This is a genomic window from Solwaraspora sp. WMMB335, assembly GCF_049179075.1.
GTDB lineage: Bacteria > Actinomycetota > Actinomycetes > Mycobacteriales > Micromonosporaceae > Micromonospora_E.
In genome coordinates this window covers 3,823,404-3,850,045 of record NZ_JBMHMF010000001.1, presented here as the reverse complement: position 1 = coordinate 3,850,045, position 26,642 = coordinate 3,823,404, and the positions used below count along the sequence as shown (strand labels likewise).

Below are 26,642 nucleotides of genomic sequence, written 5' to 3'. Positions count from 1 at the left end.
AGGATGGGTCAGTGTGAGGCGGCAAGGCTCGGCGGCGCCGGTGATCGGGGACCAGGGGGTGTGGCGGCGCTCGTTGGGCTGTCCGGTGCGACCGTCAGGTGGACCGGTGCGCCGTCGTGCAGGCCCAGGGCGAGAAACTCGTTGCGGGTGAGAGTTACGGTGACGGGCTGACCAGCGGTGGTGGTGACATCGATGCGGATCTCGAAGGCGACGCGGGTGATCCGGCTGACTCGTCCGGGCACTGCCGGCGGCTCCCCGTCGCCACGGTGGATCTGCAGGTCGTGCGGCCGGACGAGGCGGTCGCCGAGCTGGGTGACAGGGCCGAGAAAGCGCATGACGAAGTCGTTGGCCGGGCGGTCGTACAGCTCGTCGGGCGGGCCGATCTGCTCCACCCGTCCGTCGTTGACGACCACGATCTCGTCGGCGACCTCAAGCGCCTCTTCCTGGTCATGGGTGACGAAGATGGTGGTGACATGAACTTCGTCGTGCAGGCGGCGCAGCCAGTCACGGAGTTCCTTGCGGACCTTGGCGTCGAGCGCACCGAAGGGCTCGTCGAGCAACAGCACGGTCGGCTCGACCGCGAGCGCGCGGGCCAGGGCCATGCGTTGACGCTGGCCGCCGGAGAGCTGCGAAGGTAGCCGGTCGGCGAACTGCTCCAGGTGAACGAGAGCGAGTAGATCGTCGACGCGACGACGGATCTCGGTCTTCGGACGCTTGCGGATCTCCAGCCCGAAGGCCACGTTGCGACGCACCGACAGGTGCTTGAACGCCGCGTAGTGCTGGAACACGAAGCCAACATTGCGCTTCTGCGGCGGCAGGCCGGTCGCGTCGGCACCGTCGATCTCGATCCGTCCGGTGTCGGCGCGCTCCAGCCCGGCGATGATGCGCAGGAGGGTGGATTTCCCGCCGCCGGAGGGACCGAGCAGCGCAGTGAGCTGACCCGCCGGGATGCTCACCGACACGTCGTCGAGGGCGACAAACGCACCGAAACGCTTGCCGATGTTGGCGATCTCGATACTCAACGGTCTTCCTTTGGCCTGAGAGCGGACACGACGATGATGCTGGCCACGGCGACGAGCGCGAGGAGGAAGGCGGTGGCGTAAGCACCGCCCTTGTCGAAGTTCAGGTATTTCTCCTCGACGACGAGCGTGGCGGTGCGGGTTTGGCCGAGCACGTTGCCGGAGACGACCTTGACCGCTCCGAATTCACCGAGCGACCTGGCGAGGCTCAACACCACCCCGTAGGTCACGCCCCACTTGATCGATGGCAGGGTGATTCGGCGGAACGTCTGCAGCGCGTTGGCGCCCAGGCTTCGGGCCGCCTGTTCCTGGTCGTCCCCGAGTTCTTCGAGCACCGGCACGACCTCCCGGATGACCAGGGGCAGCGCCACAAAGACGGTGGCCAGCACCATGCCGGGCACCGCGAAGATGACCTGCAGCCCGATCGCCTCGAGCGTCGGCCCGAACCAGCCGTCCCGGCCGCCGTAGACCAGCACCAGAGCAAGACCGACGACAATGGGCGAGACCGACAGCGGTACGTCGAGCAGGGCGTTGAGCAGCCGCTTGCCAGGGAAGTCGTAGCGGACGAGCAGAATGGAGATGCCTACTCCGAACACCGTGTTGATCACAACGGAGACGACCGCGATAACGACGGTGAGGCGCAGCGCGTGCACGACGTCGGGATCGGCGAGGATCGCGTTGAGATCCACGAACCCGTCGTTGAAGGCGTTGCGGCCGACAAGGTACAGCGGCCACGCCACGAGGAGGAACAGGTAGGTCGTGGCCACGAGTCGCAGCAGCCAGCGGCCCGGCTCGCGGCCGCCGGTTCGCGTCCGGGACACGAGGGAGTGTGACGCGAGGGGACGTTCAGCCACGGCGCACCATCCTGCGCTGGACGAGGTCGAGCACGACGATGACGGCGAACGAGATGGCCAGCAGCACGACCGCGACGGCCGCCGCGCTGTCGGGGTTGTCGTTCTCGATGCTGCTGAGAATGCGCACCGACGCCACCTCGGTCCGCATCGGAAGGTTGCCGGAGAGCAGGACCAGCGAGCCGTACTCACTGACCCCACGGGCGAACGACAGCGCGGCGCCGGCCGCGATGGCCGGGGTGAGGCTCGGCAGGATGATCCGCCGGAACGTGGTGAGGCGACTGGCACCCAACGACGCCGCCGCCGCCTCGGCCTCCGGGTCGAGTTCAGCCAGCACCGGCTGCACGGTACGCACGACGAACGGCAGCGTGACGAAAAGGAAAGCGAGAAACACCGCGGCCCGGGTGTTCGCGACGTCGACTCCCAGCGGCCCGCCCGGCCCGTACAACGAGAGGAGCACCAGGCCAGCGACGATCGTCGGCAGCGCGAACGGGACGTCGATGAGGACCTCCAGCACCCGTTTGCCGGCGAACCGGTCCCGCACCAGTACCCAGGCGATCAGCGTGCCCATGACGACGTTGACCAGTGTGACGAACGCGGCGGTGCCGACGGTCAGGCGGATCGCCGCGGCGGTCTGCTCGTTGGCCACCGTCTGCCAGAGCCCGCCCCAGCCGCCCTCGGACGCGGTCACGGCCACGGCGGCCAGCGGGATGAGCACCAGCAGGCTGAACCAGAGCATCGCCACGCCCAGACCCAGGCCGGAGAGCGGGGTCAACGGCAGGCCACCCCGGGCAGGCCGACGATCCACCGCCGGTTCGCCCGGAGCGAGCCCGGTCGACGTCACCGTGCCTTCCCCGATTCGGCGATGATCTTGGTGACGACGCCGTCCGTCTCGTCGAAGAATTTCTCCGACAGGGCTGACCAGCTCCCGAAGTCCTCGTCGACGGTGAGCAGGTTCTGCGGGGTCGGGAAGGGGTCGTTGGGATCGAGCGCGCCCTCGACGCCGCTGGTGTCGACACCGTCGATGATGGGCCGGAACCCTTTGAGCGCGAACTGGCGCTGGCCCTGAGCGCCCAGGACGAAGTCCAGCCACTCCGTTGCCTTCGGGTCCGCGTCCTTGAGCACCGCGCCCGGGTTCTCGATTCGGATGGTGGTTGCCGGCAGTACCCAGTCGAGTTCCTCGCCGTTCTGGCGAGCGAGGATCGTCTCGTTCTCGTAGGCGAGCAGGACGTCCCCGGTGCCGCCGAGGAACGCGGTGGTGGCGTCGCGACCGCTGTTGGGCAGCGCCACCACGTTCGCGAAGAGCTTTGTGAGAAACTCCTCGCTCTGCGTGTCGGTCCCGCCGTTGGCGGCGATGTGCCCCCACGCAGCCAGGGCGTTCCAGCGGGCGGCGCCCGACGAGGCGGGGTTCGGCGTGACGATCCCGACGCCCGGTTCGATCAGGTCATCCCAGCCCTGGATGTTTTTCGGGTTTCCCTTGCGGACCGCCAGCACGACCACCGATGAGGACACGATGCCCCTGGTCGGTCCGTCGTCCCAACTCTCCTCGACCAGCCCGGCGTCGACCAGCCGGGCCACGTCGCTGGCCACCGAGAAGTGGACGTAGTCGGCCGCCAGGCCGGCCACCACGGCTCGGCTCTGGTCGCCTGAGGCGCCGTACGAAGTCTTGAACCCGACGCCCCTACCCGCGTCCGTCTTGTTCCACTCGGCCGCGATCGCCTTGTTCGCTGCCTCGGGCACCGCGAACCCGACGATGTTCAACGTCGTGCTATCGCCCGCCGCCTGCCCATCTCCGCACGCCGACAGCGCCAGGGCGGTGACGAGCGCGACCACGGCGGTGAATCGATATCTGTTCCTCATGGGTTTTCCATCCTCCTTCGCCGCGCGTACGCGCGGTGTGACGGCGCAGGTGACACCTGAGACACCCCGCCGTTCGGCGGCAGGCCGCTGCCCAGCAGGTCGGCGAGGCTGGCGCGGTCGACGATCTCCTCGACGGCCTGATGGACCGACCGCCACACCTCGCTGAGCCCGCCGGCGACGCCTCGGTAGGACGTTGCGGCGGCGGGAAGTCCTCGAACCGTGGTGATCGCCCCAGCGGTGGCCCGCAGCACATCGCCAACCGTGATCTCTTCTGGCGAGCGAGTCAGGCGGTAGCCGCCGTCGGCACCGCGGAGACTGTCTACAAGGTCGGCCCGACGCAGGTCGAGCAGGATGTCCCGCAGGAACGGATGCGGGATGTCCTGGCTCGCCGCCAGCACGGCACTCTTCGCCAGCTCCGGGTGCCACGACGCCAGCACGAGCATCGCCCGCATCGCGTAGTCGGTTCGCGCCGAGACGTACAGGACTCCACCCCGCTCTCCGATGTCTCCTACTTGTTATATAGGATTAGTCGACTAGGGCGATCCCGTCAAGACCCGACCGGACGTGAGCATGCTGGTTGGCGCGACACGGGCGAAGCTACAAGATCAACCCCGGAACGACGGATGGGTGATATCGTCCGCTCAGCTGATGTGGCCGACGCCGCCGAACAGGTAGACCTCCGGCTCGCCGGACTCCGGGTCGGGGCGCCAGCGCGAGCACGTGACGACGCCGGGCTCCAGCAGATCCAGTCCGTCGAAGAAGCGTTCGAGCTCGATCTTCGTCCTGGCACGGATCGGCGTGCCGCCGCGTTCGGTGGTCTCCCGCATCACGCGCAGCATCGGCTCGCCGTGGATCTCCGCCGTGGAGTGGGTGAGCACCAGGTAGCTACCGGTGGGCATCGCCTGTACCAATTGCGCGACGCAGCGGTACGCCACGTCGTCGTCCATGAGGTGGTTGACGACGCCGAGGAGCATGAGCCCGATCGGCTGCGCGAAGTCGAGCGTCCGCCGTGCGGACGCGAGGATCGTGTCCGGTTGCCGCAGATCGGCTTCGACGTAGTCGCATCTGCCTTCTCGCGTGCTGGTCAGCAGCGCACGCGCATGCGCCATGACGAGCGGGTCGTTGTCGATGTAGACCACCCGGCAGCGCGGGTCGAGGGACTGCGCGACCTCGTGGGTGTTGTCCGCCGAGGGCAGCCCGGTGCCGACGTCGAGGAACTGACGGATGCCGGCATCCTCGACGAGGAACCTGACCACGCGCTTGAGAAACGCGCGCTCGGACTTGGCTCCGATGGGAATATCCGGGATGTGTGCGATCACCTCATCGCCGACGGCCCGGTCGACCGCGAAGTTGTCCTTGCCGCCGAGCCAGTAGTTCCAGATCCGCGCCGAGTGCGGCACAGCGGTGTCCAGCTTGGAGTCTGAGGGGAACTCCCGGTCCTCGGTCATGGAGACATTCTCCCGCATCGAACAGGCGGTGACGCTGGTGGGGGCAGCGGTTCGACGGCGCTGGGCGGTCCTGTCCGCGCTGGCTCGGTGTCTGCCCCGTCCGGTTCGCGTCCACCGGATCGTGATCCCGGCGACCCCGCTGGTCTGGCACCGCCGACTGGCCCAGGGCCGCTCCGGCTCGATACCGTCCGGCTGCCTCGGCTGTACGTGCTGGTCGTGGGACCGCAGGGTGTCGAGCCTCGTCGATTCCGGTCGCAGCCCTTGGTGCTGAGATCGGAACACCGGGTTCGGCTCCACGCCCGCTCAGTCGGGTGCATCAGATGATCGGCGTTGAGCGGTGCGCGAAGACGATATTTGCATTTCTGGCAAACTGGGATCGTGAGCCAGCAGCGATACGAGACCGTCGACATCCCTGCCGTGCTGAACGGGACCGGTGAGCGCATTCGCGCCCTGCGGCGGGCCAGGGCGTTGACGCTGGCCCAGGTGGCGGCTCAGACCGGGATCACGTTGAGCACGCTCTCCCGCGTCGAGAGCGGCGTGAGACGGCCGAGCCTGGACATCATGCTGCACCTGGCGGCGTTCTATCGAGTGACTCTCAACGAGCTGGTGGGCGCCCCCGTCACCGGCGACCCCCGGATTCATCCCACTCCCAGGACCCGCAGCGGCATGATTTGGATTCCGCTTTCTCGTCACGCGGGTGGCATACAGGCGTTCAAGTTGCTCCTGCCGCCGGGCGTGCCTTCCGGAGAGCCCGAGCAGCGCAGTCACGAAGGTTATGACTGGCTGTACGTCCTCGACGGCCGGCTACGCCTACTGCTGGGCGAACACGACCTCGTCCTCACCCCCGGCGAGGCCGCTGAGTTCGACACCCGTATCCCGCACACCTTCGTCAACGCCGGTTCTACGACCACGGAACTCCTGACCCTTCTCGGGCCGCAGGGGCAGCGTGCCCACATGCGTGCGCGACCCACCCGCCACAGCCCAGAGTGACTCCGTGTCCGTCCGACCTCGCGCGGGGAAGCAAAGCGCGCTTCGACGTTCGCAACATCCTCACACCCGCCAGGTGATGACGGCCGTCACCTGCTCGTTCTCGGCGATGATCGCGCCGTCGCCGTCGCCGTCGCCAGCGACGGCGACGGCGGCCCGGCTGATGATGCGGCGGAGTTCGCCCTCTCGCTGCCGTGTCCGCCCTCGTGGAACGGCCTCGAACGGGCCGGCGTACCGGGCGGTCGCCTCGTCGAGGGTGTAGCGCGTGGTCGTGTGGTGCTCGACGTAGGCGACCGTCGGCAGGTGTCCTCGCAGCCACAAATAGTTGATCAGGGCGAGGGGGTAGGCGGTGTCGTTGCGCGCGTCGTACCGGTCGCCGACGCCGAGTTCGCGTTCGATGTGCTGGGCGATGGTATCGCGCATGCGGATCGTTCGGTTGACGACGCACCAGGACCGGGACGCCGCGGTCATCCGGTCGATGCCCTCGCGGCTTCGGACGACCGGGACCATCGAGGCGAACACGACGTCGAAGGCTGCCCGCCAGCCGAGTGCGTCCAGGTCGGCCGTGCTCCAGTCGAGGCGGGTGTAGTCAAGTGCGGCCGGTCCGGTGGCGGTGTCGGCGTTGGCTCGGGCGTGTGCCAGCATCCGGCCGGAGATGTCGGTGAGCTGCACTCGGGCGGCGTGCCGTGCGATCCGGAGCGCGTATCTGCCCGCACCGGCGCCCACGTCGAGGACGTCGGCGTTGGTGAGGATGCCCCGCTCCGCCAGGTGGGCGACCACAGCGTCGGCCAGCACGCCGTCGTCGTGACGCTGCCCCTGGTCGTAGTCGTCGGCTCTGGCATCCCAGAACTCCTGCCGATCCGCCTCCTCGTGGGCGTCGACGGCGAGTAGCGCCGCGTAGTCTTCGACGGTCGGGTTCTTGGTCATCGAGGTCCTCCCAAGGATCAGTGAGTGTCGCGTTCGCGTTGACGGCCGAGGGGCACGACCTGTGGGGTGCCGGCCACCGGGTCGGGGACGACGAGGCAGCGCAGCCCGAACACGTCCTGAACGAGCTCAGCGGTGACGATCCGCTCGGGTGGACCCTCCGCCACGATCTGGCCGTCTTTCATCGCGATCAGATGGGTGCCGTAGCGGGCGGCGTGGTTGAGGTCGTGCAGCACCGCGACCAGGGTGCGCCCGGCCAGGTGCAGGTCGGTGAGGAGTTCCAGCAGCTCGATCTGGTGGGTGATGTCGAGGAAGGTGGTCGGTTCGTCCAGCAGCAGGATGTCGGTCTGCTGCGCGAGGGCCATCGCGACCCACACGCGCTGGCGCTGTCCGCCGGAGAGCTCGTCGACGAGCCGGTGGGACAGGCTGGTGACTCCGGTGGCGGCCATCGCGTCCAGCACGGCTCGCTCGTCGGCCCCGGTCCACTGGCGGATCAGGCGTTGGTGAGGATAGCGGCCCCGCGTCACGAGATCGACCACGGTGATTCCGTCCGGTGCGATCGAGGTCTGCGGCAGCAGCCCGAGCCGCCGCGCGACCTCTCTCGCGCGGTACGACGAGATGTCGGCCCCATCCAGGATGACCCGGCCGGCGGTGGGCTTCAGCAGTCGGGAGAGTCCGCGCAGCAGTGTCGACTTGCCACACGCGTTCGGCCCGACGATCACGGTGAACGAGGCGTCCGGAACGGCGACCGTCAGATCCCGAGAGATGACCAGTCCGTCGTATCCGATCGTCGCCGCCTCCACCCGCAGGCGGGCGCGGGCGTTCTCGCGCGGGTCGGGGTCAGCCACGCCGGCGTACCTCCCGAGCGATCAGCCAGACCAGGTAGCTGCCGCCCCCGACGGCGGTCACGACCCCGACCGGCAGCGCCGTCGGCATCAGGTTCTGTGCGACGTGGTCCGCGGCCGCGAGCAGGAAGCCGCCGACGCAGGCGGCCGGACCGGGCGCCACCCCTTGGCCGCGGGTCAGCCGGCGGGCGATCTGCGGGGCCGACAGGGCGATGAAGGCGATGGGTCCGGCTGCCGCGGTCACGGTCGCGGTCAGCGCGACTCCGATCACGACCACGGCTGCGCGGACGGGTTCGGTCCGGACGCCGCTGGCCCGGGCGGCGTCATCGCCGAGCTCGAGCTGACGTAGCCCCGGAGCGAGGACGGCGAGGCCGCACCCGAGCAGAAGGACGACGCCGCTGCCGATGGCCGTCTGCTCCCAGCCGGTACCGCTGAGCGATCCGGTGACCCAGGCCGCGGCGCTCATCGCCACGTCGAGATCGGCGGTGAGCATGAGCCAGGTGTTGAACGAGGCCGACACGGCGGACAGGGCAATGCCCACGACGATGAGCCGGAAGTTTTGGACGCCGTCGCGCCGGGCCAGCAGATACACCAGGGCGGCAGTGGCGATGCCTCCGACCAGGGCACCGGCGGCGACCTGGAGGTACGAGCCGCCGATCAGGACGATCACGACCAGCGCCCCGGTGTAGGAACCGTGGGCGAAGCCGATGATGTCCGGGCTGGCCAGCGGGTTTCGCGTCAGCGATTGGAACACCGCCCCGGATGCCCCCAGCGCGGCACCGAAGACGACCGCGGCAAGCGCCCGGGGCAGTCGCCACTCGATGACGACCGTGCGAGCGAACTCGGCATCCGGATCGCCGGTCAGGGCGGCCCGCAATTGGGCGATGGTGAGGGTGTAGTCGCCGCAGGTCAGTGCCCAGACCGTGACCACGGCCGTCGCCGCTACGACAAGGAGGCAGACCAACCCGGTGCGGAGACGCCACCGCATCGCGAATGTGCCACGGCGCAGCAACAGCGTGCGATACCCGAACCGTACGCGTTGCGACAACGGCGCAGGGCCGGCCGGATCGGTGGTCGTCACAGCCCGCTGACCTTCCTGCGACGCACGAGGATGATCAGCACCGGGGCGCCCACGAACGCGGTGACGATGCCGACCGGGAACTCGCCCGGCCGGATCACGACTCGACCGAGAATGTCCGCTCCCAGCACGAGCGATGGCCCGAGCGCGACCGAGTAGGCCAGAATCCACCGTTGGTCGGGTCCGACGATCCAGCGGGCGACATGCGGCACCATCAGCCCGACGAACCCGATCGGGCCGGCCACCGCGGTCGCTCCACCGGCCAGCAGGGTCACGGCGACGATCACGATGCCTCGGGTCCAGCCCACGTTGGCGCCCAACGACCTCGCCAGATCGTCACCCAACGCGATCGCGTTCAACGCGGCCGCCGCCACTGTCGCCAGCAGCACTCCGCCGACCAGGACCGGCAACACCGGGACCAGGACATCCCAGCCGCGGCCTACGACGCTTCCAGCGTTCCAGTTGCGCATCTGGTCAAAGGCCTGCGGATTCATCAGCACCATCGCGGTGACGATCCCGGACAACACCGCGCCCAGCGCGACGCCGGACAGGGTCAGATGCACCGGATCCGCCCCACCTCGCCCCGCTGATCCGATCACGTACACCGCGACGGTCGCCGCCAGCGCCCCAGCCAGCGCGAACCAGAGGTACCCGCCGATGGAGCTCACCCCGAAGACCGACACACCGATCGCGACGAACAGCGACGCGCCCGCGTTGACCCCCAGGATGCCGGGGTCGGCCAGCGGATTGCGGGTCAGCGCCTGGATCAGCGCCCCGGCGACGCCGAGGGCGGTCCCGACAGCGAAGCCGACGACGGTCCGCGGAATCCGCATGGTCCAGATCACATAGGCGTCACCTCCGCCCGTCGGCTCACCCAGGGAGCCGACCACCTCGAACAGCGGGATGTTCCTGGGACCCACGGCCACGCTCACCAGCAGCAGGAGCGCCAGGACGGCCAACGTGACCACCAGGCCCGCGAGTCGACGCCCGTTCGGCGACGCCGCCGTCGCGGCCTCCTCGCGGGGCCGCCGCACCGTCGCCATTACGGCGGGCTACCGGCCACTTCCGTTGAGCCGGGATGCCGCCAACTGCGGGACCACCCGCTCCAGCAGCCACGCCAGGCTCGCCGGGCCTGGGGTGGAACCGGAGGCGTTGGCCAGCTGCCGGTCGATGAACACCACGGTGCCGTTCTTCGACGCCGGCAACTCCGCGAAGCGCGGGTCGGCTTCCAGACCGGACCGGGCATCGGGGTCCGCGAACACCCCGATCAGCAGAACATCGGCCTGGAGCTGATCAAGATTCTCCAACGACAGGGACTCGTGTGTCGTACCGGTGGGTGTTCCCTGATTCTCCGCCGGCACCAGACCCAGGTCGTCCGGGAACGTGGCGCCACCGAACCGGAACATCCCCTCCAGCACGACGCCGAAGTTGTACGTCTTCCCCTGCAGACCCGACAACCGATCACGGGCCGTCGAGAGCTGGCCCTCGATGTCGCTGACGACCTGCGACGCCTCGTCCGGATGCCCGGTCAGCGCCCCCAGCGCTGTCAGATGGTCCTTCCAGCCGGTCACTGCGTCCTTGTCGACGCCGACATAGGCCGGTGCGATCTGCGAGAGTTGGCCGTACAGCTGCTCATCGATGCCCCAGATGTCCCCGAGGATCAGGTCCGGGTCATGCTCGGCGATCGCCTCGGGCCATGCCTTCTGCTCGGCAGTGATCATCTTCGGATCGAATTCCGCGGTGGTCAGCCCCTCGAACCACGGATAGGAGGCCAGCAACGCCGCCTCGTCCGGCGCGCCGTCGACGGCGAACGCCACAGGCTCCACCCCGATCGCGGCGAGCATGTCCACGTAGTTGGACTGGCGACCGAGAGCAACGATCCGCTCGGGCCTCTCCTTCAGGGTGATCTCCCCGTACGCGGTGTCGATGGTCACCGGGTAGGTGCCCGCACCGGGCCCTTTGCCCTTCGTGTCCTGCGTCTCACCAGGGCCGGAGCTACCCGAACACCCGGCAAGGAGGAGCGTCGCGCTCAACAGGGCACCCGACAGCGCGATGCCACGCCTGGGTCGAGCGGAGATGGTCATGCAAGTGGCCTTTCCGGACGCGTCTTGTCAGGGACGAAGCCCACGGGGTCGGTCAGGGTGTGGGACACGTGCGGTCCCGCGGAACCCAGCCGTGGCGCGCCGGTGAGCATGACTCATCGCGAACGAAAATCGTTACCAAATTTGCGCATCTGGCAAAACGTGGCGTGAGCAGGTCCATGACCGCCGTGCCGTACACGTCCCGGCGTTGTCAGGGCTGCTCCCACCCTCTCCGGCGTCGGTCACCGGCCGCCGACGGTGGCGAGGAGGCGGTCGAGTTGGTGGGGTGCGGCGGGCCGGACCAGGGGCATGGTGACACCGGCCGCCCGGTAGGCACGGATCCGGTCCCGGACGTCGTCGGCCGTGCCGGTCGCCGTGAGCGAGGTGACGTACCGCTCCGGCAGGGCGGCGCGCAGCGCCTGCTCCCCGCCGGTGGCGTAAGCGGCGGCGAAACGCGGCAGGTCGGCCCGGTCGATGATGGGCTCGCCGACCGAGAGCTTGGCCCGCGCGGTGGCGGGGTACCTGAACTTGGTCGCGACCTCCCACCGGATCGCCTCGACGGCGGCATGCGGGTCGTCCTCGATCGAGGTGTTGATCAACTGGGCGACGGCGAGCTCCGCCGGGTCGCGGCCGGCCTGCTCGCAGGCGCGCCGCAGCAGGTTGACCGCGTTGGCCGAGTATTCGGGCGAGGTGCCGGCGTCCAGCAGCACCCCGTCGCCGATCGACGCCGCGTTGATCAGACCCTTCCGGCTGGCCGCCGCGATCCAGATCGGGACCCGGCCCCGGAGCGGCCGGAAGCTCAGCGCCGCCCGGTCCAGCTCGACGACCTGGCCCCGGTAGGTGACCTCCTCGCCGGTGAGCAGGGCCCGGATCGACTCCACGTACTCCCGCAGGGTGGCGATCGGGTCGGTGAGCGGCCGGCCGTTGCGGGCCGCGTGCTTGGTGGTGTACGCGCCGGCGACCAGGACCAGCCGGCCGCCGGTCAGCTCGTCGATCGTGGCGGCGGTCTGCGCCATGACCAGCGGGCTGCGCAGCCGTACGACCTGGGTGGTGCCCAGCGTGATCCGCTCGGTGGCCAGTCCGAACGCGGTGAGCGCGGAGGCGGAATCCCGGTTGGTGAACAGCGTCTCGGAGAAGAAGGCGGCGTCCAGGCCGGCCCGCTCGGCTGCGGCGGCGGAGTCGGCCATCTCCCGCACGGTCACGGTCGGGTCGTAGCCCAGGGCCAGCCCGACGGGCTCGGGCACGGTCGGCGGCGGAGGTGTCATCAGTGCTCCTCGGGACGGTCGGACGGGGGGTCGGCGAGGTCGGCGAGGTCGGCGAGGTCGAGGACGATCTTGCCGAACAGGCCACCGCGTTCCAGCCGGTCGAGCGCCTCGGCGACTCCGGCGGCGGGATACCGGGCGGCGATGACCGGCCGCAGGTCGGCGGGCGGTGCCCAGGGACGGTGGCGGCGCAGGTCGGCCAGGAGGTCGAGCTTTTCCTGGTACGGGAGGCTGCGGATCGAACCGCCGCGCAGGACGAGCCGGCGGCGGATGACGTCGCGCAGGTTGAGCGGGATCTCGGCGCCGCCGAGCAGCCCGACGCTGAGCCAACGCCCGCCGGTGCGCAGCGCGGCCAGGGTCAGCTCGGCGACCGATGCGCCGACGAGGTCGAGCACGATGTCGAAGCCGTCGGGTGCCCGCCGCCGGAGTAACTCGGCCGAGCCCGGGGCGGTGGAGACGACGACCGGGTCGGCGCCGAGTTCGCGTACCCGTTCGGCCAGCTCAGGCGTACGCACGGTGGCACCCACCGGGGCACCGAGCGACCGGGCCAGCCGGACCGCCGCGGTCCCCACCCCGGAGTTCGCCGCATGCACCAGAACCCGGTCTCCGGCCCGCAGCCCGGCGCTGAGGCGCAGGTTCCACCAGCAGGTGGCGAGCGCCTCCGGCAGCGCGGCGGCCTCCGCCGGCGTCCACCCCTGCGGTACGGGCAACAGCATGCCCTCCCGGACCAGCACGTGGCTGGCGTACCCGCCGCTGCCGAGCAGGGCGCAGACCGGGTCGCCGACCCGCCAACCGGCGACATCGGTGACGTCGGGGCCGACGGCGGCGATCCGGCCGGCGCACTCCAGGCCCGGCACCGCGGACTCGCCGGCCGGCGGCCGGTAGTCGGCGTCCCGTTGCAGCAGGTCGGCCCGGTTGAGCCCGGCGGCCTGGACCTCGACGAGCACCTCGCCGGCGGCCGGGACCGGCAGCGGGGCCGAGGTCCAGACCGGGGTCGGTGGCCCGGGCGGGGTGTCGACGAAAAGTATGTGGCGCATCAGGCCGTCCCGGGAGAATCGACCGGGCCGGGCCGCCGGCTGGTGAGCGGGCGGAACGGGTCGGGCGAGACGGTCCGGCCGTGCCGGACCAGCGGCACACCGTCCCGAAACACGTGGCGTACCCGCAGGTCGGCGTCGAGCACGGCGACGTCGGCGGGCGCGCCGGTGCGCAGCGTGCCGACCACCAGCCGCAGCGCGGCGGCCGGGTTGGTGGTGACCAGGGCGAGGGCCGCGGGCAGCTCCAGCACCCCGGCGGCGGTCAACGCGCCCACCGTGGGAAGCAGCTCGACCCGGTACGCGAACGGTTCGGCGCTGCCATCGGGCCGGACCCGCGGCACCGACGCGTTGCCGTCACTGCTCAACGTGATCCGGCCGGCCGACACCCCGGCGGCGAGCAGTGCCCGGACCGCGTCGACCGGGGCCACCGCGCCGGGAATCCGGTCCGGGTTGATCAGCGGGTTGACGTCGACCCAGCAGCCCAGGCGGCCCAACCCGGCGGCGAGATCGAGGGTGCCGCCGGTGTGGTTGGCGTGGGTCACCTGCAGGCGGGCCGGGTCGGCACCGGAGCGCTCCAGCGCCCGCGGCAGCAGGTCCGGGTCGCCTGACGCGGTACCCAGGTGTACGTGCAGCAGGCAGGCCTTGCCGGTGGCGCCGGCCGCCCATTCGAGTTCGCGCAGCAGCCGGACCAGTTCGGTCTGGTCGGGGCAGGTGGCCCGGTGCTCGTACAGGGCGATCTTGATCCCGACCAGGTGCGGCAGCAGGTGCAGATCGCGCTGGACCGATCCGGTGACCGTCGGCGGCGGCCAGTGGAACCCGCCGGCCATCGCCCAGGTCCGCGGGCCGGTCGCGGTCAGCGCGTAGGCCTGGGCGAGCATCGCTTCCGGGCTCTTGGTGACCGGGTCGACGCCGGGCATGCCCACGCAGGTGGTGGTGCCGGCCTCGACGACCGGGTCGGCCGGCAGCTGCGGGATGCGGGAGTGGTAGCCGGCGCCGCCGCCCCCGCCCAGGATGTGCAGGTGTCCGTCGACGACCCCGGGCACCACCAGCAAGTCGGCGCAGTCCACGACGTCCGACGGCACCGGGTCCAGGCCGCTGGCCGAACCGCTGGCCGAACCGCCGGTAGGGCCGGAGACCGGCCCTACCGCCAGGATGTCCCGGCCGGCGATGACCAGATCGCCGGTGCCCAGCGGGGCGGGAGCCAGGATGGTCCCGCCCCGCAGCAGGGTGAGTGCCACGGTCAACCCACGGGCTCGTCGTTGACGGTCACCTCCGGCCGGAGGATGTCGGCCAGTCCCCACCGCTCGCCGATCTCGGCGTAGGTGCCGTCCGCCATCAGCTCCTTGAGCGCGGCGGCGACCGCGTCGCGCAGGTCGTTCTGGTCCTTGGCGACGCCGATCCCGACCGGGATCTCGGTGATCGGGCTGCCGATCAGGGCGTACTTGCCCGGTTCCTGCTCGTTGGTGACGTACCGGATCGACTCGGCGCCCCGGATGCTGACGTCGGCACGGCCCTGTTCGAGCTGGAGCAGGGCGTCCGCCGTACCGTTGGTGGTCAGCTCCTCGACCGCCGGCCGGCCGGCCGGCACGCAGACCTGCTCGCTGAACTCGGTGAGCGCCGTACGGTAGCCGGTGTCACCGCTGTCCACGGCGACCTTGTTGCCGCAGACGTCGGCCTCGGTGGCGAACTGTCCTGCCTTGTCCGCCAGAGCAAACAACTGCGGGCCGGTGGTGTAGTAGTCGACGAAGTCGACCGTTTCCCGCCGTGATTCCAGGTCCTGCATGGCCGAGACGATCAGATCGATCCGGCCGGTCGCCAAGGACGGGATGTACTGCTCGTACTCCTCGGTCACGAATGTCACCTCGACGCCGAGTTTCTCGCCGATCGCGCGGGCCAGGTCGACATCGAATCCCTGGCGCTGTTCGCGGTCCTCGGTCCCCTCCGGCAGGTACGACATGGGGGGATAGACCGGGCTGTTGCCGACGTTGAGGGTGCCGGAATCACGGATCGACTCGGGCAACATGGCGTTCAGCGGGTTATCGGAGGCTGGGGCTTCGGTCGATTCCTCGTCGGCACCGCCGCAGCCGGCCAGCAGTGCGACGGCTACCGCCGCGCTCAGCCACATGGTTTTTTTCTGCACAGCGTCTCCTCCGGTTTCGGCGGGTGAGCGTGACCGCCCGTACCGCCTGCGGTCGCCGGTATCCGCGGCGAATCTGGCCCCAGTTTTCAAGCACCTGTTCCGGCCCGGAAGTGGACCTCGTGTCCAGTCACCGCCGCGCGGACTGTACTTCACGGCGAAGAAACATTCGCGTAACGTTCCCCGTTTGCCGAAGAGGATGTGATGGCCCGGTGAGCGTGACGATTTCGCAGGTCCTTGCCCTGCCGGACCTCAATCTACGGGTCCTCGCCGGGGAACCGGGACTGGGCAACGAGGTGCGCTGGGTGCACGTCAGCGAGACCGTCGACCCCACCCCGTGGTTGCGGGGCGGGGAACTGCTGCTGACCACCGGACTCAAGATCGATGCAGCCGAACACTTCGGGCCGTACGTGCACAGACTCGCCGCGGCGGGCCTGGCCGGCCTCGGCTTCGGCATCGGCCTGGACCACCCCGACGTACCCGAGCCGCTGCTGCGGGCGGCGGGCGAGTGCGGACTACCGGTGCTGGAGGTACCGGTCGACACCCCGTACATGGCGATCTCGGAGGGCGTGTCGCACCTGCTCGCCGCCGAGCGGTACGACACCATCGCCCGCGCCTTCGACGCGCAGCAGGCGCTGACCGCGGCGGCGGCCGAGTCCGGACGGGGCGGCATCGTCACCGCGATCGCCCGGGCCCTGGACGGCTGGGCGGTGCTCACCGACGTGGCCGGGACCGTCGTGCGGGCCGCACCCCCGCAGGCCGCCGACCGGCTCCCGGCCCTCCTGCCCGACCTGGTCCGCACCCGGGAACGGGGCATGCGCTCCAGCAGTTCGGTGGTCGGCCCGCACGAGTCCGTCGTGATCCACACCCTGGGCGCCCGGGGCCGGATGCGCGGCTTCCTGCTCGCCGGGGTGCCCGGCCGGGCCAGCGACTACAGCCGGATGGTGCTGGCCGGCGCGGTGGCTCTGCTCTCGCTGGAGATGGAACGCTCGCAGGCCACCATCCGGCAGGTCCGCCGGCTGCGCGCGGACACCCTCGCCCAGATCCTGCGCGGTGCGGTCTCCGATCCGGTGGCCCGGCAGCACGTCACCGCCTGGGATCTCGACCCGGCAGCGGTACGGATCGCCGTCTATCTCTGCGCCGCCGGTCAGGGCGGGGTGCTGGCCGACCGGGTCAACGAGCTGATGTCCGAGGCCAACCTGCCGGGTGCGGTGGTCGGTCAGGAGATGGGCCGGCGGGATCGGGCCACCGTACTCACCGACGGCTCGCCCCGGGCCGCCGAGCAGTTGGCCCGGCTCGCGTCGGTACGCCCGGCAGCGGTGCTCGGGCTCGGCGACGTCGTCGCCACCGAAGGGATCGAGCAGTCCGCCCGGACCGCCACCCGGGCCGCCGAGGTGGGGGAGGCGGAGCGGCGCGCGGTCACCCACTTCGACGACCTGGAAGCCCTGCACCTGCTGTTCCGGGCGCAGTCGCCGCAGGCCCTCGCCGGGTTCGTCGGCCGGGTCCTCGGCCCGCTGCGCGACCAGGACGGCAACCGCAACGGCGCGCTGCTGGCCAGCCTCCGGGCGTTCCTCGCCCACAACGGCCACTGGAACGAGACCGCCGCCGAACTGGGCATCCACCGGCACACCCTGCGGGCCCGGATCGAGCGGATCGCGCAGATCACCGGCCGGGACCTCAATTCGTCGTACGGCCGGATGGAGCTCTGGCTGGCGCTGCTCGCCGACAGCACCGCGGAGGTCGACGACGGTAGCGAGGACCGGGACAGGAAGTAGCGCGGCCCGCCCGGGAACTCGACGTCCTGTCGGGTACCGGTGCGCCGGTGGCGCCAACCAGACTCGGCACAGGCAAACGAGGGGAGAGCCGATGACCAGCACCGCACGCGGGGCACCCGCGGTCGTGGCCGGCCCGCCGGGGCCCGGGCGGATCGCCGATCTGCCCCGTGTCCCGCTGCGGCACCACGGCCGGTGGATCTCCGCGGTGGTCCTGATCGTCCTGCTCTTCCTGCTCGGCCGGGCGTTCGCCCAGGGCGACATCGAGTGGCCGGTCGTCGGCCGCTACCTGACCGCTCCGGCGATCCTGCACGGGCTGGTCAACACCGTCGTGATCACACTCTGTTCGATGGTGCTGGCGGTCGTCCTCGGGGTCGTCGCCGCGGTGATGCGGATGTCGGCCAACCCGGTGGCGCGTACCGTCGCCTTCGGCTACGTGTGGCTCTTCCGGGGCGTACCGGTGCTGTTGCAGTTGCTGATCTGGTACAACCTGGCCCTGGTCTTCCCCACGGTCGGGTTCGGCCCGTTCCAGGCCCGCATGATCGACGTGATGACGCCGTTCATGGCGACCCTGCTCGGCCTCGGCATCAACATGGGCGCCTACACCGCCGAGCTGGTCCGGGCCGGCATCCTCTCGGTCGACCGCGGCCAGATCGAGGCCGCCCAGGCGCTCAGCCTCACCTCCGGCCAGATCCGCCGCCGGATCGTCCTGCCGCAGGCGATGCGGGTGATCCTGCCGCCGCTGGGCAACGAGTTCATCAGCACGCTGAAGATGTCCTCCCTGGCCGCGGTGATCACCTACGGCGAGCTGCTGGAGAGCGCCGAGTTCATCTACTACGCCAACAACCGGGTGATCGAGCTGCTGATCGTCGCGGCGATCTGGTACCTGGCGGTGGTCTCCGTGCTCAGCGTCGTCCAGCACTTCGTCGAACGTCGCTTCGGCCGGGGCTTCCGGCACTCGTCGCGCCGGCCGGCCCGTGGCATCGGCCGCCGTCTGAAGGGAGCACCGGCGCAGTGAACCAGCCGACCAGGCCGAACCGGCCCGCTGCGCCGAACCAGCCGGTCACGCCAGACCGGCCCGCTGCGCCGAACCAGCCGGGTGACGGAGTGCCGGCCGGTACGCCGGTTGTCCGTGCCATCGACGTACACAAGTCTTTCGGGGACATCCACGTGCTGCGCGGAATCTCCCTGCGGGTCGACCCGGGCGAGGTGCTCTGCGTGATGGGCCCGTCCGGCTCCGGCAAGAGCACCTTCCTGCGCTGCATCAACCAGCTCGAACGGATCGACGGCGGTGAGCTGTGGGTCCGCGACGAGCTGGTCGGCTACCGGCTGCGCGACGGCCGGCTGCACGAGCTGCGGGAGAGGGAGATGGCCCGTCAGCGCCGCGGCATCGGCATGGTCTTCCAGCGGTTCAACCTCTTCCCGCACATGACCGCCCTGGGCAACGTGCTGGAGGGGCCGCTGCGGGCGCTACGGCAGAACCGGGCCGACGCGGTCACGGCCGCCCGGGGGCTACTCGACAGGGTCGGCCTGACCGACAAGTACGACGCCTACCCGGCCGAGCTCAGCGGTGGTCAGCAGCAGCGGGTCGCCATCGCCCGGGCGCTGGCCATGCGCCCGTACCTGATGCTCTTCGACGAACCGACCTCGGCGCTGGACCCGGAGCTGGTCGGCGAGGTCCTCGACGTGATGCGGACCCTCGCCGACGACGGCATGACCATGGTCGTCGTCACGCACGAGGTGGGGTTCGCCCGGGAGGTCGGCGACACCCTCGCCTTCATGGACGAGGGGATCGTGGTCGAGTCCGGCCCGCCCCGCGACGTCCTGGACGCCCCGGAACATGCCCGGACCCGGGAGTTCCTCTCCCGGGTCCTCGGCTGAGGCCGGCTCTCACCACCATCGGATCACAGCGAGGAACCAGGCATGCCACATCGTCAGCCACCCCGGACGTTCGACCTGTGGGGGGCACCCTTCGACGGGGGGTCCACCCTGGGCTGGCCCGGCTCACGATATGCGCCGGGCCGGATCCGCGACGCCCTGCGCTGGGTGACCCAGCGCATCGAGGACGGCGCGATCTACTCGCTGGAGACCGGGTCGATCCACGAGGTCGGCACCGACCTGCTGCGCGACCGCGGAGACATCGACGTGGTCGGGCACGACATCGACGCCACCATCGACGCCTGCTCCACCGCGGTCGCCGGATCGCTGCGCGACGGGCGCGTCCCGATCGTCATGGGCGGCGACGACTCGCTGCTCTTCCCCTGCGCCCGGGGCGTGCACGAGGTGCTGACCGGTCGGATCGGTGTGATCCACTTCGACGCGCACCTGGACCTGCTCGACCACAACCGGTTCCAGGGGCGGGTCAGCCAGTCCAGCGGGATGCGGCGCAGCCTGGAACTCGACCGGGTCGACCCGGACGACTGCATCCAGGTGGCGGTCCGGCACTTCAACTTCCCCTCCTCCGCCGAGTTCAAGCGCAAGACCGGCCTGACCCACCTCACCGCCCGCGAGTTCCAGGCCCTCGGCCCGGCCGGCGCCGTCGAGCAGATCCTGGACCGGGTTTCCGGCGCCGACCATCTCTTTCTCTCCTTCGACATCGACGCGATCGACCCCGCCTTCGCGCCCGGGGCCGGCGCCCACGAACCGGGGGGCCTCACCTCCGGCGAGGCCCTCGAAGCGGTCCGGCTGCTCGCCCCGCACTGCGACGCCCTCGCGGTGACCGAGGTGAACCCGCTGACCGACGACGCCACCGCCACCACCGCGACTCTCGCCGCGTACCTGCTGTTCCACTTCGCCGTCTTCGGCTCGGGCGGGGCCCGACGATGACCGGCGACCACCAGGGGTTCCGGGCCGCCGGGGTACGCCTTACCGAGGAGCAGTTGCCGCACCTGCGCAGCCACCGCACCGAACTGCTCGGCGACTCGCTGCCGGCGATCCACGCCTTCGACAAGGCGCACGCGGTGATGCTCACCGAACAGGGTCTGCTCGACCCGGCCGCCGGACGGGCCATCCTCGGCGCGCTGCGCGGCATGGAGGAGCACGGCGTCGCGCAGGCCCGGATCGAGGCGGGCGGCGGCATGCACTCCGGCGAGCAGTACCTGATCGCCACCCTCGGCCCCGACCTCGGCGGCCGGCTGCACCTCGGTCGCAGCTCCGGCGACCTGATCGAGGTGGCCCGGCGGATGACGATCCGGTGGCACCTGCACGCCATGCTGCCCGCCCTGGCCGAGCTGCGGGCCGTACTGCTGGGCCTGGCCGACGTGCACGCGGAGACCGTCATGCCGGGCTACACCCACGGCCAGCACGCCCAGCCGACGACGTTCGGGCACTGGGCGACCATGTTCGAGCAGGCCTTCGCCCGGGACACCGAGCGGCTGCTCGGATTCCACCGCCGGCTCAACCGGTCACCGGCCGGCGCCGCCATCTTTACCGGCAGTGACCTGCCGCTGGACCGGCACCGGGTGGCCGGCCTGCTCGGCTTCGACGACCCGCTGCCGCACACCATGGACGCGATCCTCAGCCACGACCTGGAGATGGAGGCGGCGGCGCTGCTGGCCACCATCGGTGCCACCCTGGCCCGGCTCGCCGACGACCTCTACCTGTGGTCGACATCGGAGTTCGGGTACGTCGAACTGCCGGACCGGTTCTGCGGGACCAGCAGCATCATGCCGCAGAAGAAGAATCCCGATGCCCTGGAGGACGTCAAGTCGGTGGCCACCCAGGCGCTCGCCGCGCTGGTCGGCGTGGTCACCGCCGAGCGCGGCCCGACCGGGTTCCCGATCCTCGAACGCCGCTACTCCCAGCAGGCGATCTGGTCGATGTGCGCGGCGATCACCGCCAAGCTGGCCGACGCCGGGCAGATCCTCACCGACCTGCGGGTGGACCGGGACCGGATGGCGGCGCAGGCCGGGGCGCACTGGGCGCAGGTCACCGACGTCGCCTCGGCCCTGGTCCGGCACACCGGGCTGGACTGGCGGCACGCCCACCAGGTCGTCGGCGTCTTCGTACGGCTCGGGGTAGAGCGTGGCCTGACCCCGCCGGCCGCGCCGCTGGCCCTGCTCGACGAGGCCGCCGCCGGTCTGCTCGGCCGGCCCAGCGGCCTGACCGGCGAGCAGTTCGCCGACGCCATGGACCCGCGGGCCTTCGTGCGACGCCGCACGCTGCACGGTGGTCCGGCTGCCGAGGCGGTACGCCGGGAGAGCGCCGGGTTCGCCGAACGGCTGGCCGCCGACCGTCGCCTGATCTCGGAGCTGCGGCACCGGGTAGCCGGCGCCGAGGACGACCTGGAGACCGCACTGGACACGATCATCGGAGCCGTACCTGCCGAGAGCGGGCCGGACGCGGCCGGGCCGACCGGGGCTGGGCCGACCGGGGCCGGGCCGCGATGATCGACACCGCGACCACCCGTACCGCGCCGGTCCGCACCGCCACCCGCCGCGAGTATCTGATGTGCCCGCCAGACCACTTCGACGTGGTCTACGCGATCAACCCGTGGATGGATCCGGCCATGCCGGTGGACCGGGGCCGGGCCACCCGGCAGTGGGCCGAGCTACGCGACGCGTACCGTGGGCTGGGGCATGTGGTGCACCTGGCCGAGCCGGTTCCCGGCCTGGTCGACATGGTCTTCGCCGCGAACTGCGCGCTTGTCGTCGACTCGCTGGTCTATGGTGCCCGGTTTCGCCATCCGGAACGCGCACCGGAGGCGGTGGCGTACCGGTCGTGGTTCGCCGCCGCCGGCCTGACCGGAAACCGGGACGCCGAGTACGTCAACGAGGGCGAAGGGGACTTCGCGGTCCTCCGGGACTTCGTGCTGGCCGGCACCGGTTTCCGCACCGAGCCCGAGGCGCACGGCGAGGCACAGGAGTTCCTCGGCCGGCCGGTGGTTTCGCTGCACCTTACCGATCCGCGCTTCTACCATCTCGATACCGCGCTGTTCGTCCTCGACGAGGAGAACCTCGCCTACTATCCGCCGGCCTTCTCTCCCGGCAGCCGGGCAGTGCTGGCGCGGCTGTTTCCCGAGGCGCTGATCGCCACCCGGGCCGACGCCCTCGCGCTCGGCCTGAACTCCGTCTCCGACGGGGCCAACGTGGTGGTCGCGGCGGCGGCCACCGAGCTGATCGCTCAGCTTGCGGCCAACGGTTACCGCCCGATCCCGGTGGACCTCTGCGAACTGGCTCGCGCCGGTGGCGGCGCCAAGTGCTGCACTTTGGAAATCCGCCGCTGAGCCTCGATCCACCGACGGGGCGGGTCTTGACCACGGCGATGCCTCGGCGGCGAAGATGTGGTCGAGGGCGGGGGTATTTCTCGTCGCGGTCGCGGATGAGGAACCAGCAGGTACAGGCGCCGCATGTCAAGGGGCGATCGAGCGGCTGTGGCTGCTGGCTCGGGTAGCGTCAGGCAGGGATCGGACCTCCGGCGATCGCGTCTCGGCAGAGCATGCATTCGGGGTCGGCGCAGCGTGTGATGTTCGGGTCGGCGATGATGGCGGCTGTCGCGTCGGCGAGGACGTGCTGGGCGGGGTACGCACGCCAGCGCGAGCTGCCCACCATCGTGGATCTGGCGAGAGGGTTCAGGACTGGTTCCAGTTGCGGGAATCCTTCGGAACAGGAGCCGACCTCGACCATGCGGACCTCACCGTGTTCGTCGCGCGCCCATCTGCGGAACAGGCGCCGGCCTGACTGCTGTTCGGCCAGGTGCAATGCTGTCATGCGGTTGAGATTCACGCCGATGAGGAGGATCGTCCCGTCGCGGTCGGCCAACTCACGGATGGGTCCGTATACGTCGCCCGGGGTTTGCGCACCGATGAGTTCGGCTGCCTGCGGGCCGACGGCGGCGAAGGAGTTGAGCGGATGCCTGCCGCGTACGGTGTCCACGCGTTCGATGAGCGTTGCGGGAAGCAGGCCTAGCGCGGGGTTGATCAGTCCGCAGTCGACGCTGTAGGGAGGGCTTTCCGGCGGGGCATTCACCGCGGGTATGGCGCTGTAGTCGATGCCGTTGCGCCTTGGTCGTATATCGGCGGGGGCGGGTAATCCGAACTGGGATTCGGTGAAGGCGGGCACCATCACGGTGCATCCGCGCGTGAGCAGTGCGTCCAGCACAGTGTCGACACCACCATCGATCACGGCCTCGAAGGACCGCAGTGATGCGTGCAGCATGATCGGATGATTCGTGAGGTGTAGGTCGTCGATGGCGGCAGTGAGGTGGTCGGCGGGGATCATGGGCACTTCATGTGTTCATGCGAGGTGGACGGCGTCGACGATTCGGCCCTGCAAAAGCTCGTTAAAAGCATGTTGGGTCGTTTCTGTGTCGGGGTGATCGTGGCCCAGGACTCGGCTACGCCCTTGCAAGACGTACCGGTAGAGGGATTCGGCCTCGGCTCGGCGGCCCTGACGGGCGATCGTCCAGGCAAGTTCGTGCCGGGTGAGCAGGACGTGGGGATGATCGGTTTCGAGCACTCGGCGTAGGTCGAGGAGGCGACGGTACATGGCTTCGGCCTCTGCCCACCTGCCCTGCTTTGCCGTGATCCAGGCGAGCGCGTGCTGAGTCTGCAGGGTTTGCGGGTGATTCTCGCCGAGGACGCGTTGCCGATCGCGCAGGACGTCGCGGAAGGCGTGGAGGGCCTCGCTGAGGCGGTCCTGCCGGACGATCGCGTAGCTCAGTTCGTGACGTGTCGTCAGTGTTCCCTCCGCGTCGGGCCCCTGGTGGATCAGCCTGTCGCGCAGAGCGTCGCGGTAGCGCCGCTCGGCCTCTGCCCACCTGCCCAGGCAGGTGGCGATCCAGGCAAACTCGTGTCGACTGTCGAGGGTGTCGGGATGGGAGGGGCCGAGCACACGTATCCGGATGCGGAGAACGTCGTGGTAGATGGCCTCCGCTTGGGCGAAATCCCCCCCGTCGGCGACTATCCAGGCGAGCTGATGCCGGGTGTGCAGCATCGCGGGATGTTCCTCGCCCAACGCCGCACAGCGCGCCATAGCGGCCCGGCACATGGCACCGGCGGTCCTCGACGCGCCGCTGCGGCTGAGAGCTCTGGCCATATCGGCCGTGGCGTTGGCGAGCAGAGCGAGGTGGTGTCGGTCCCCATGGTCGGCGGTAGTGTCGAGCAACGCCAGCAGGTGCTGGGCGAGCAGCCGGTATTCGGGCCAGTGGTCAGGCAGATCGGAGCGGAGTCGACCCAGCTCACCGACCAGGTGAGCGACCGCCTTTCGCCAAAACTCTGGTTCCTCCAGGTCGGCGCGAGTGGTATCGGTGAGGGTGGGGTGAAGCGTGATCGCTTGACGAGTCTGCTGGATCAGGCCCACGCCTCGCAGCCCGGCCAGCGCTTCCTCCAAGCCTGCCATGGACAGGATGCGCGTCGGGATCGACGTCGGGGAGTAGTAGCTAGCCAGTCGCAGCACCTTCCGTGCCTGAGGAACGCCGTTGATGGCCAGCCCATCCAGAGAGATCTTCGTGGCGCGGGCAACGATCGTTCCCGTCGCGCCGTCGAGGGCACGCGCGTACTCGGTGAAGTTGTGCCGTTGGGCAATCTCGGAATTTAGGTATGTTCCGGCCAAATGCAGTGCGAGCGGGAGCCCACCGAGACGCCTGGCCAGAGCAAGCGCTTCGGCCTCGGTACCCGCCTCCGGTGCAAGATCCCGCAGCACTTGGGCGGCATCGGCCACGTTCAGGTCGTCGACCGGGAAGATCCGGGCCGCTTCCCACATGCGTGGGTCGGTCTGCCTGCTGGTCACCACAACCAGACCGCGGCGTGACGCGCGTGCCCAGCCTAGGCCGTTCTGCACCCCTGCCGATGAGCCCGCTGCCGCAAGCGTCCAGGGATCATCCGCGTTGTCTAGAACCAGCAGCCAACCCCTTGGTGCGTCCTCAAGGAGACGCCACAGCCGGTCCGGCGCGTCTGCGGCCCCCTTGACGATCGATTGCACGTCGCTAGGCGACCCGCAAACGCTTCTCGCCACCTCGGCCAAGTCCATGAAAAACTCTGTCGGGTCGGCGGCGGAAACCCACCACACCTGCCGGTCCCAGCTCCGCACCTGTTCGGCGAGAGTGGCGGCAAGTGCGGATTTGCCCGCGCCGCCCTTTCCGACGAGCACGGCGGGCCCATCCTCGGGTCGACGCGCCAGGGTCGTCAGGTTCTTCAGCAGATCGCGGCGCCCGCGCAGCCGCACGTACCGACCCCGCAGCACGGTGGGAGCGAGATCCCATCCCGTCTCCTCCACGATGTCGACCTCCCGGTCGATCCAATCCCTCAGGCTGTCCAGGCCGCGTTGCAGTTCGAAGGGCGGGAACGCTCCGGTTCCGGCGGCGTGGGCGCACCGGTAGATCTCGGCGAACGTGAGCGGAATCCGCTCCTCCTGGTCGCTCACGGAGCAGTCTCCCCTTCTTCCTTGTCGTCGATGAACGACACCAGGTGGCCGATAGTGGCCCTGAGCTGCTTGCGCGCCTCCAGCAGATGCCCGCGGACAGTGCTCTGCGCGATCCCGAGGTACTCGCCAACGCGAGCGTGAGTCCACGACTCCCCCCACACAAGCCAGGCGACTGTCTGCCGTGCCGGAGGCATCTGTTCGATCACCCTCCAACAACTGGCGAGGGCGATCCCGAACTCGACGCGATCGCCCGTGTCGTCTGACCGGAAGCGAGAGTGTGGTACATCGGCGGTCAACTCGAGCATGTTCTGCTTCCTCCAGAGGTCGATCGCCTTGTTGCTGAGCACTCGTCGCAGCCACCTCCTGCGCTCGTCGGGACCGTACGAGCCGATTTTCGGCCAAGCGCGGACAACCTCGTGGAAGGTCGTCTGCACCAGATCCCGCGACTCGGAACCGCAGCCCTTCGATTGGGCGTACTTGTACAGGTCATCGGACTCCTGCCGGAAGAAATCCTCCACCTGATCGAGTTGCCGCTTGGTGAGCTTGGGCCGAGGTTCGGAAGGATCCACTTCATATCCTTGACTGCCGTTGGCACTGCTCCATGTCAGCTGCCCAGACCAGCAGAAGGACCAGCCTCCGCGAGGTGTCCTGGCTAATCATGACCACCTCCGCGGGGGCGGCACGGGCCACGCCGACGAGGGTGCGTCGCGCGTGCCACTCAGCGAGCACATTCGTCGCGCACCAGACCGCCAGCAAGCCCATAGCCAGCGCCGTCGACTGCCAGGCCATGGCACCCGCAGCCAGGGCGGTCAGCGCCGCCCACGTGTCGTGCTTGGGGAGAATCAGCAGTATCACACTGTACTGTCGTGTGACCGGCACCCCGCGTTTGGGCCAAGGCGTAAATTGGAGCGTTGGTCGGCGGTGTTGGGGGTTCAATCGGTTACTTGGTCGGCCGTCGCGTGCGCTCATCGAGGGGTTGTACGC

At 69.9% G+C, this 26,642-nt stretch carries 25 protein-coding genes; 7 read left to right on the top strand and 18 right to left on the bottom strand.

What is annotated here, in order from left to right; all coding sequences use genetic code 11:
• Window positions 1-8: 8 nt before the first annotated feature.
• The 6 genes from ACN27F_RS16625 to ACN27F_RS16600 form a co-directional block, all read right to left on the bottom strand.
• Complete coding sequence (locus tag ACN27F_RS16625) at window positions 9-1,022, bottom strand: sulfate/molybdate ABC transporter ATP-binding protein (protein WP_421434426.1); 1,014 nt, start codon at window positions 1,020-1,022, stop codon at window positions 9-11.
• Window positions 1,019-1,840 carry a sulfate ABC transporter permease gene (locus tag ACN27F_RS16620; protein ID WP_421440261.1) on the bottom strand — a complete coding sequence of 274 codons (822 nt, stop codon included), beginning with the start codon at window positions 1,838-1,840 and terminating at the stop codon, window positions 1,019-1,021. Before ACN27F_RS16620 ends, ACN27F_RS16625 begins: the two co-directional genes overlap by 4 nt.
• Window positions 1,841-1,865: 25 nt before the next feature.
• The gene (gene cysT / locus ACN27F_RS16615; protein ID WP_421434425.1) at window positions 1,866-2,714 is read right to left on the bottom strand and encodes a sulfate ABC transporter permease subunit CysT; all 849 of its coding nucleotides are present in this window, start codon (window positions 2,712-2,714) and stop codon (window positions 1,866-1,868) included.
• Window positions 2,711-3,730: a sulfate ABC transporter substrate-binding protein gene (locus ACN27F_RS16610; protein ID WP_421434424.1), complete on the bottom strand. Its 1,020-nt coding sequence runs from the start codon at window positions 3,728-3,730 to the stop codon at window positions 2,711-2,713. Before ACN27F_RS16610 ends, cysT begins: the two co-directional genes overlap by 4 nt.
• Window positions 3,727-4,212 carry an RrF2 family transcriptional regulator gene (locus ACN27F_RS16605; RefSeq protein ID WP_421440259.1) on the bottom strand — a complete coding sequence of 162 codons (486 nt, stop codon included), beginning with the start codon at window positions 4,210-4,212 and terminating at the stop codon, window positions 3,727-3,729. Before ACN27F_RS16605 ends, ACN27F_RS16610 begins: the two co-directional genes overlap by 4 nt.
• A gap of 159 nt (window positions 4,213-4,371) precedes the next feature.
• Window positions 4,372-5,178 (bottom strand): SAM-dependent methyltransferase, encoded by an 807-nt coding sequence (locus tag ACN27F_RS16600; protein ID WP_421434423.1) that lies wholly within the window; start codon window positions 5,176-5,178, stop codon window positions 4,372-4,374.
• Window positions 5,179-5,556: 378 nt separating this feature from the next.
• On the opposite strand from ACN27F_RS16600, the gene ACN27F_RS16595 reads away from it, so the two are divergent.
• Window positions 5,557-6,168 (top strand): cupin domain-containing protein, encoded by a 612-nt coding sequence (locus ACN27F_RS16595; RefSeq protein ID WP_421434422.1) that lies wholly within the window; start codon window positions 5,557-5,559, stop codon window positions 6,166-6,168.
• 60 nt (window positions 6,169-6,228) lie between these two features.
• Here the strand turns inward: ACN27F_RS16595 and ACN27F_RS16590 are convergent, their stop codons facing one another.
• From ACN27F_RS16590 to ACN27F_RS16550, 9 genes are all read right to left on the bottom strand, one after another.
• Window positions 6,229-7,092, bottom strand: coding sequence for a class I SAM-dependent methyltransferase (locus ACN27F_RS16590; RefSeq protein WP_421434421.1), 864 nt, complete (start codon window positions 7,090-7,092; stop codon window positions 6,229-6,231).
• A gap of 17 nt (window positions 7,093-7,109) precedes the next feature.
• Entirely contained in the window at window positions 7,110-7,937 is an 828-nt protein-coding gene (locus ACN27F_RS16585; RefSeq protein ID WP_421434420.1) for an ABC transporter ATP-binding protein, read from the bottom strand.
• Window positions 7,930-9,015 (bottom strand): FecCD family ABC transporter permease, encoded by a 1,086-nt coding sequence (locus tag ACN27F_RS16580; RefSeq protein ID WP_421434419.1) that lies wholly within the window; start codon window positions 9,013-9,015, stop codon window positions 7,930-7,932. The genes ACN27F_RS16585 and ACN27F_RS16580 overlap by 8 nt, the downstream gene beginning before the upstream one ends.
• Window positions 9,012-10,055: a FecCD family ABC transporter permease gene (locus tag ACN27F_RS16575; RefSeq protein ID WP_421434418.1), complete on the bottom strand. Its 1,044-nt coding sequence runs from the start codon at window positions 10,053-10,055 to the stop codon at window positions 9,012-9,014. Before ACN27F_RS16575 ends, ACN27F_RS16580 begins: the two co-directional genes overlap by 4 nt.
• Window positions 10,056-10,064: 9 nt before the next feature.
• Window positions 10,065-11,096 carry an ABC transporter substrate-binding protein gene (locus tag ACN27F_RS16570; protein ID WP_421434417.1) on the bottom strand — a complete coding sequence of 344 codons (1,032 nt, stop codon included), beginning with the start codon at window positions 11,094-11,096 and terminating at the stop codon, window positions 10,065-10,067.
• A gap of 239 nt (window positions 11,097-11,335) precedes the next feature.
• Window positions 11,336-12,358, bottom strand: coding sequence for an LLM class flavin-dependent oxidoreductase (locus ACN27F_RS16565; RefSeq protein WP_421434416.1), 1,023 nt, complete (start codon window positions 12,356-12,358; stop codon window positions 11,336-11,338).
• Window positions 12,358-13,392, bottom strand: coding sequence for a zinc-binding dehydrogenase (locus ACN27F_RS16560; protein ID WP_421434415.1), 1,035 nt, complete (start codon window positions 13,390-13,392; stop codon window positions 12,358-12,360). The genes ACN27F_RS16565 and ACN27F_RS16560 overlap by 1 nt, the downstream gene beginning before the upstream one ends.
• Window positions 13,392-14,627, bottom strand: a complete 1,236-nt coding sequence (locus tag ACN27F_RS16555) for an amidohydrolase family protein (protein WP_421440258.1) — start codon at window positions 14,625-14,627, stop codon at window positions 13,392-13,394. The genes ACN27F_RS16560 and ACN27F_RS16555 overlap by 1 nt, the downstream gene beginning before the upstream one ends.
• A 2-nt stretch (window positions 14,628-14,629) precedes the next feature.
• Entirely contained in the window at window positions 14,630-15,529 is a 900-nt protein-coding gene (locus tag ACN27F_RS16550) for an ABC transporter substrate-binding protein (protein WP_421434414.1), read from the bottom strand.
• Window positions 15,530-15,738: 209 nt separating this feature from the next.
• Between ACN27F_RS16550 and ACN27F_RS16545 the strand changes: the two genes are divergently transcribed.
• From ACN27F_RS16545 to ddaH, 6 genes are all read left to right on the top strand, one after another.
• Window positions 15,739-17,301: a PucR family transcriptional regulator gene (locus tag ACN27F_RS16545; protein WP_421434412.1), complete on the top strand. Its 1,563-nt coding sequence runs from the start codon at window positions 15,739-15,741 to the stop codon at window positions 17,299-17,301.
• Between the two features lie 91 nt (window positions 17,302-17,392).
• Window positions 17,393-18,316 (top strand): amino acid ABC transporter permease, encoded by a 924-nt coding sequence (locus ACN27F_RS16540; RefSeq protein ID WP_421434411.1) that lies wholly within the window; start codon window positions 17,393-17,395, stop codon window positions 18,314-18,316.
• 89 nt (window positions 18,317-18,405) lie between these two features.
• Window positions 18,406-19,179 carry an amino acid ABC transporter ATP-binding protein gene (locus tag ACN27F_RS16535; RefSeq protein WP_421440256.1) on the top strand — a complete coding sequence of 258 codons (774 nt, stop codon included), beginning with the start codon at window positions 18,406-18,408 and terminating at the stop codon, window positions 19,177-19,179.
• A gap of 42 nt (window positions 19,180-19,221) precedes the next feature.
• Window positions 19,222-20,124 carry an arginase family protein gene (locus ACN27F_RS16530; RefSeq protein WP_421434410.1) on the top strand — a complete coding sequence of 301 codons (903 nt, stop codon included), beginning with the start codon at window positions 19,222-19,224 and terminating at the stop codon, window positions 20,122-20,124.
• Entirely contained in the window at window positions 20,121-21,686 is a 1,566-nt protein-coding gene (gene argH, locus ACN27F_RS16525) for an argininosuccinate lyase (RefSeq protein ID WP_421434409.1), read from the top strand. The genes ACN27F_RS16530 and argH overlap by 4 nt, the downstream gene beginning before the upstream one ends.
• Entirely contained in the window at window positions 21,683-22,522 is an 840-nt protein-coding gene (gene ddaH, locus ACN27F_RS16520; RefSeq protein WP_421434408.1) for a dimethylargininase, read from the top strand. The genes argH and ddaH overlap by 4 nt, the downstream gene beginning before the upstream one ends.
• Window positions 22,523-22,691: 169 nt before the next feature.
• On the opposite strand, the gene ACN27F_RS16515 is transcribed toward ddaH, so the two are convergent.
• The 3 genes from ACN27F_RS16515 to ACN27F_RS16505 are packed head-to-tail and all read right to left on the bottom strand — an operon-like array spanning window position 22,692 to window position 26,227.
• The gene (locus tag ACN27F_RS16515) at window positions 22,692-23,516 is read right to left on the bottom strand and encodes an AAC(3) family N-acetyltransferase (RefSeq protein ID WP_421434407.1); all 825 of its coding nucleotides are present in this window, start codon (window positions 23,514-23,516) and stop codon (window positions 22,692-22,694) included.
• A 15-nt stretch (window positions 23,517-23,531) separates the two neighbouring features.
• Window positions 23,532-25,658, bottom strand: coding sequence for a tetratricopeptide repeat protein (locus tag ACN27F_RS16510; protein ID WP_421434406.1), 2,127 nt, complete (start codon window positions 25,656-25,658; stop codon window positions 23,532-23,534).
• A complete protein-coding gene (locus tag ACN27F_RS16505; RefSeq protein ID WP_421434405.1) occupies window positions 25,655-26,227 on the bottom strand; it encodes an RNA polymerase sigma factor in 573 nt (190 codons plus the stop codon). The genes ACN27F_RS16510 and ACN27F_RS16505 overlap by 4 nt, the downstream gene beginning before the upstream one ends.
• Between the last annotated feature and the right edge of the window lie 415 nt (window positions 26,228-26,642).

Coding starts and splice junctions, on each gene's coding strand:
- ACN27F_RS16610 (WP_421434424.1), bottom strand. CDS start 3,730: ATGAGGAACAGATATCGATTCACCGCCGTGGTCGCGCTCGTCACCGCC.
- ACN27F_RS16590 (WP_421434421.1), bottom strand. CDS start 7,092: ATGACCAAGAACCCGACCGTCGAAGACTACGCGGCGCTACTCGCCGTC.
- ACN27F_RS16600 (WP_421434423.1), bottom strand. CDS start 5,178: ATGACCGAGGACCGGGAGTTCCCCTCAGACTCCAAGCTGGACACCGCT.
- ddaH (WP_421434408.1), top strand. CDS start 21,683: ATGATCGACACCGCGACCACCCGTACCGCGCCGGTCCGCACCGCCACC.
- ACN27F_RS16565 (WP_421434416.1), bottom strand. CDS start 12,358: ATGACACCTCCGCCGCCGACCGTGCCCGAGCCCGTCGGGCTGGCCCTG.
- ACN27F_RS16530 (WP_421434410.1), top strand. CDS start 19,222: ATGCCACATCGTCAGCCACCCCGGACGTTCGACCTGTGGGGGGCACCC.
- ACN27F_RS16540 (WP_421434411.1), top strand. CDS start 17,393: ATGACCAGCACCGCACGCGGGGCACCCGCGGTCGTGGCCGGCCCGCCG.
- ACN27F_RS16570 (WP_421434417.1), bottom strand. CDS start 11,096: ATGACCATCTCCGCTCGACCCAGGCGTGGCATCGCGCTGTCGGGTGCC.
- argH (WP_421434409.1), top strand. CDS start 20,121: ATGACCGGCGACCACCAGGGGTTCCGGGCCGCCGGGGTACGCCTTACC.
- ACN27F_RS16560 (WP_421434415.1), bottom strand. CDS start 13,392: ATGCGCCACATACTTTTCGTCGACACCCCGCCCGGGCCACCGACCCCG.
- ACN27F_RS16575 (WP_421434418.1), bottom strand. CDS start 10,055: ATGGCGACGGTGCGGCGGCCCCGCGAGGAGGCCGCGACGGCGGCGTCG.
- ACN27F_RS16515 (WP_421434407.1), bottom strand. CDS start 23,516: ATGATCCCCGCCGACCACCTCACTGCCGCCATCGACGACCTACACCTC.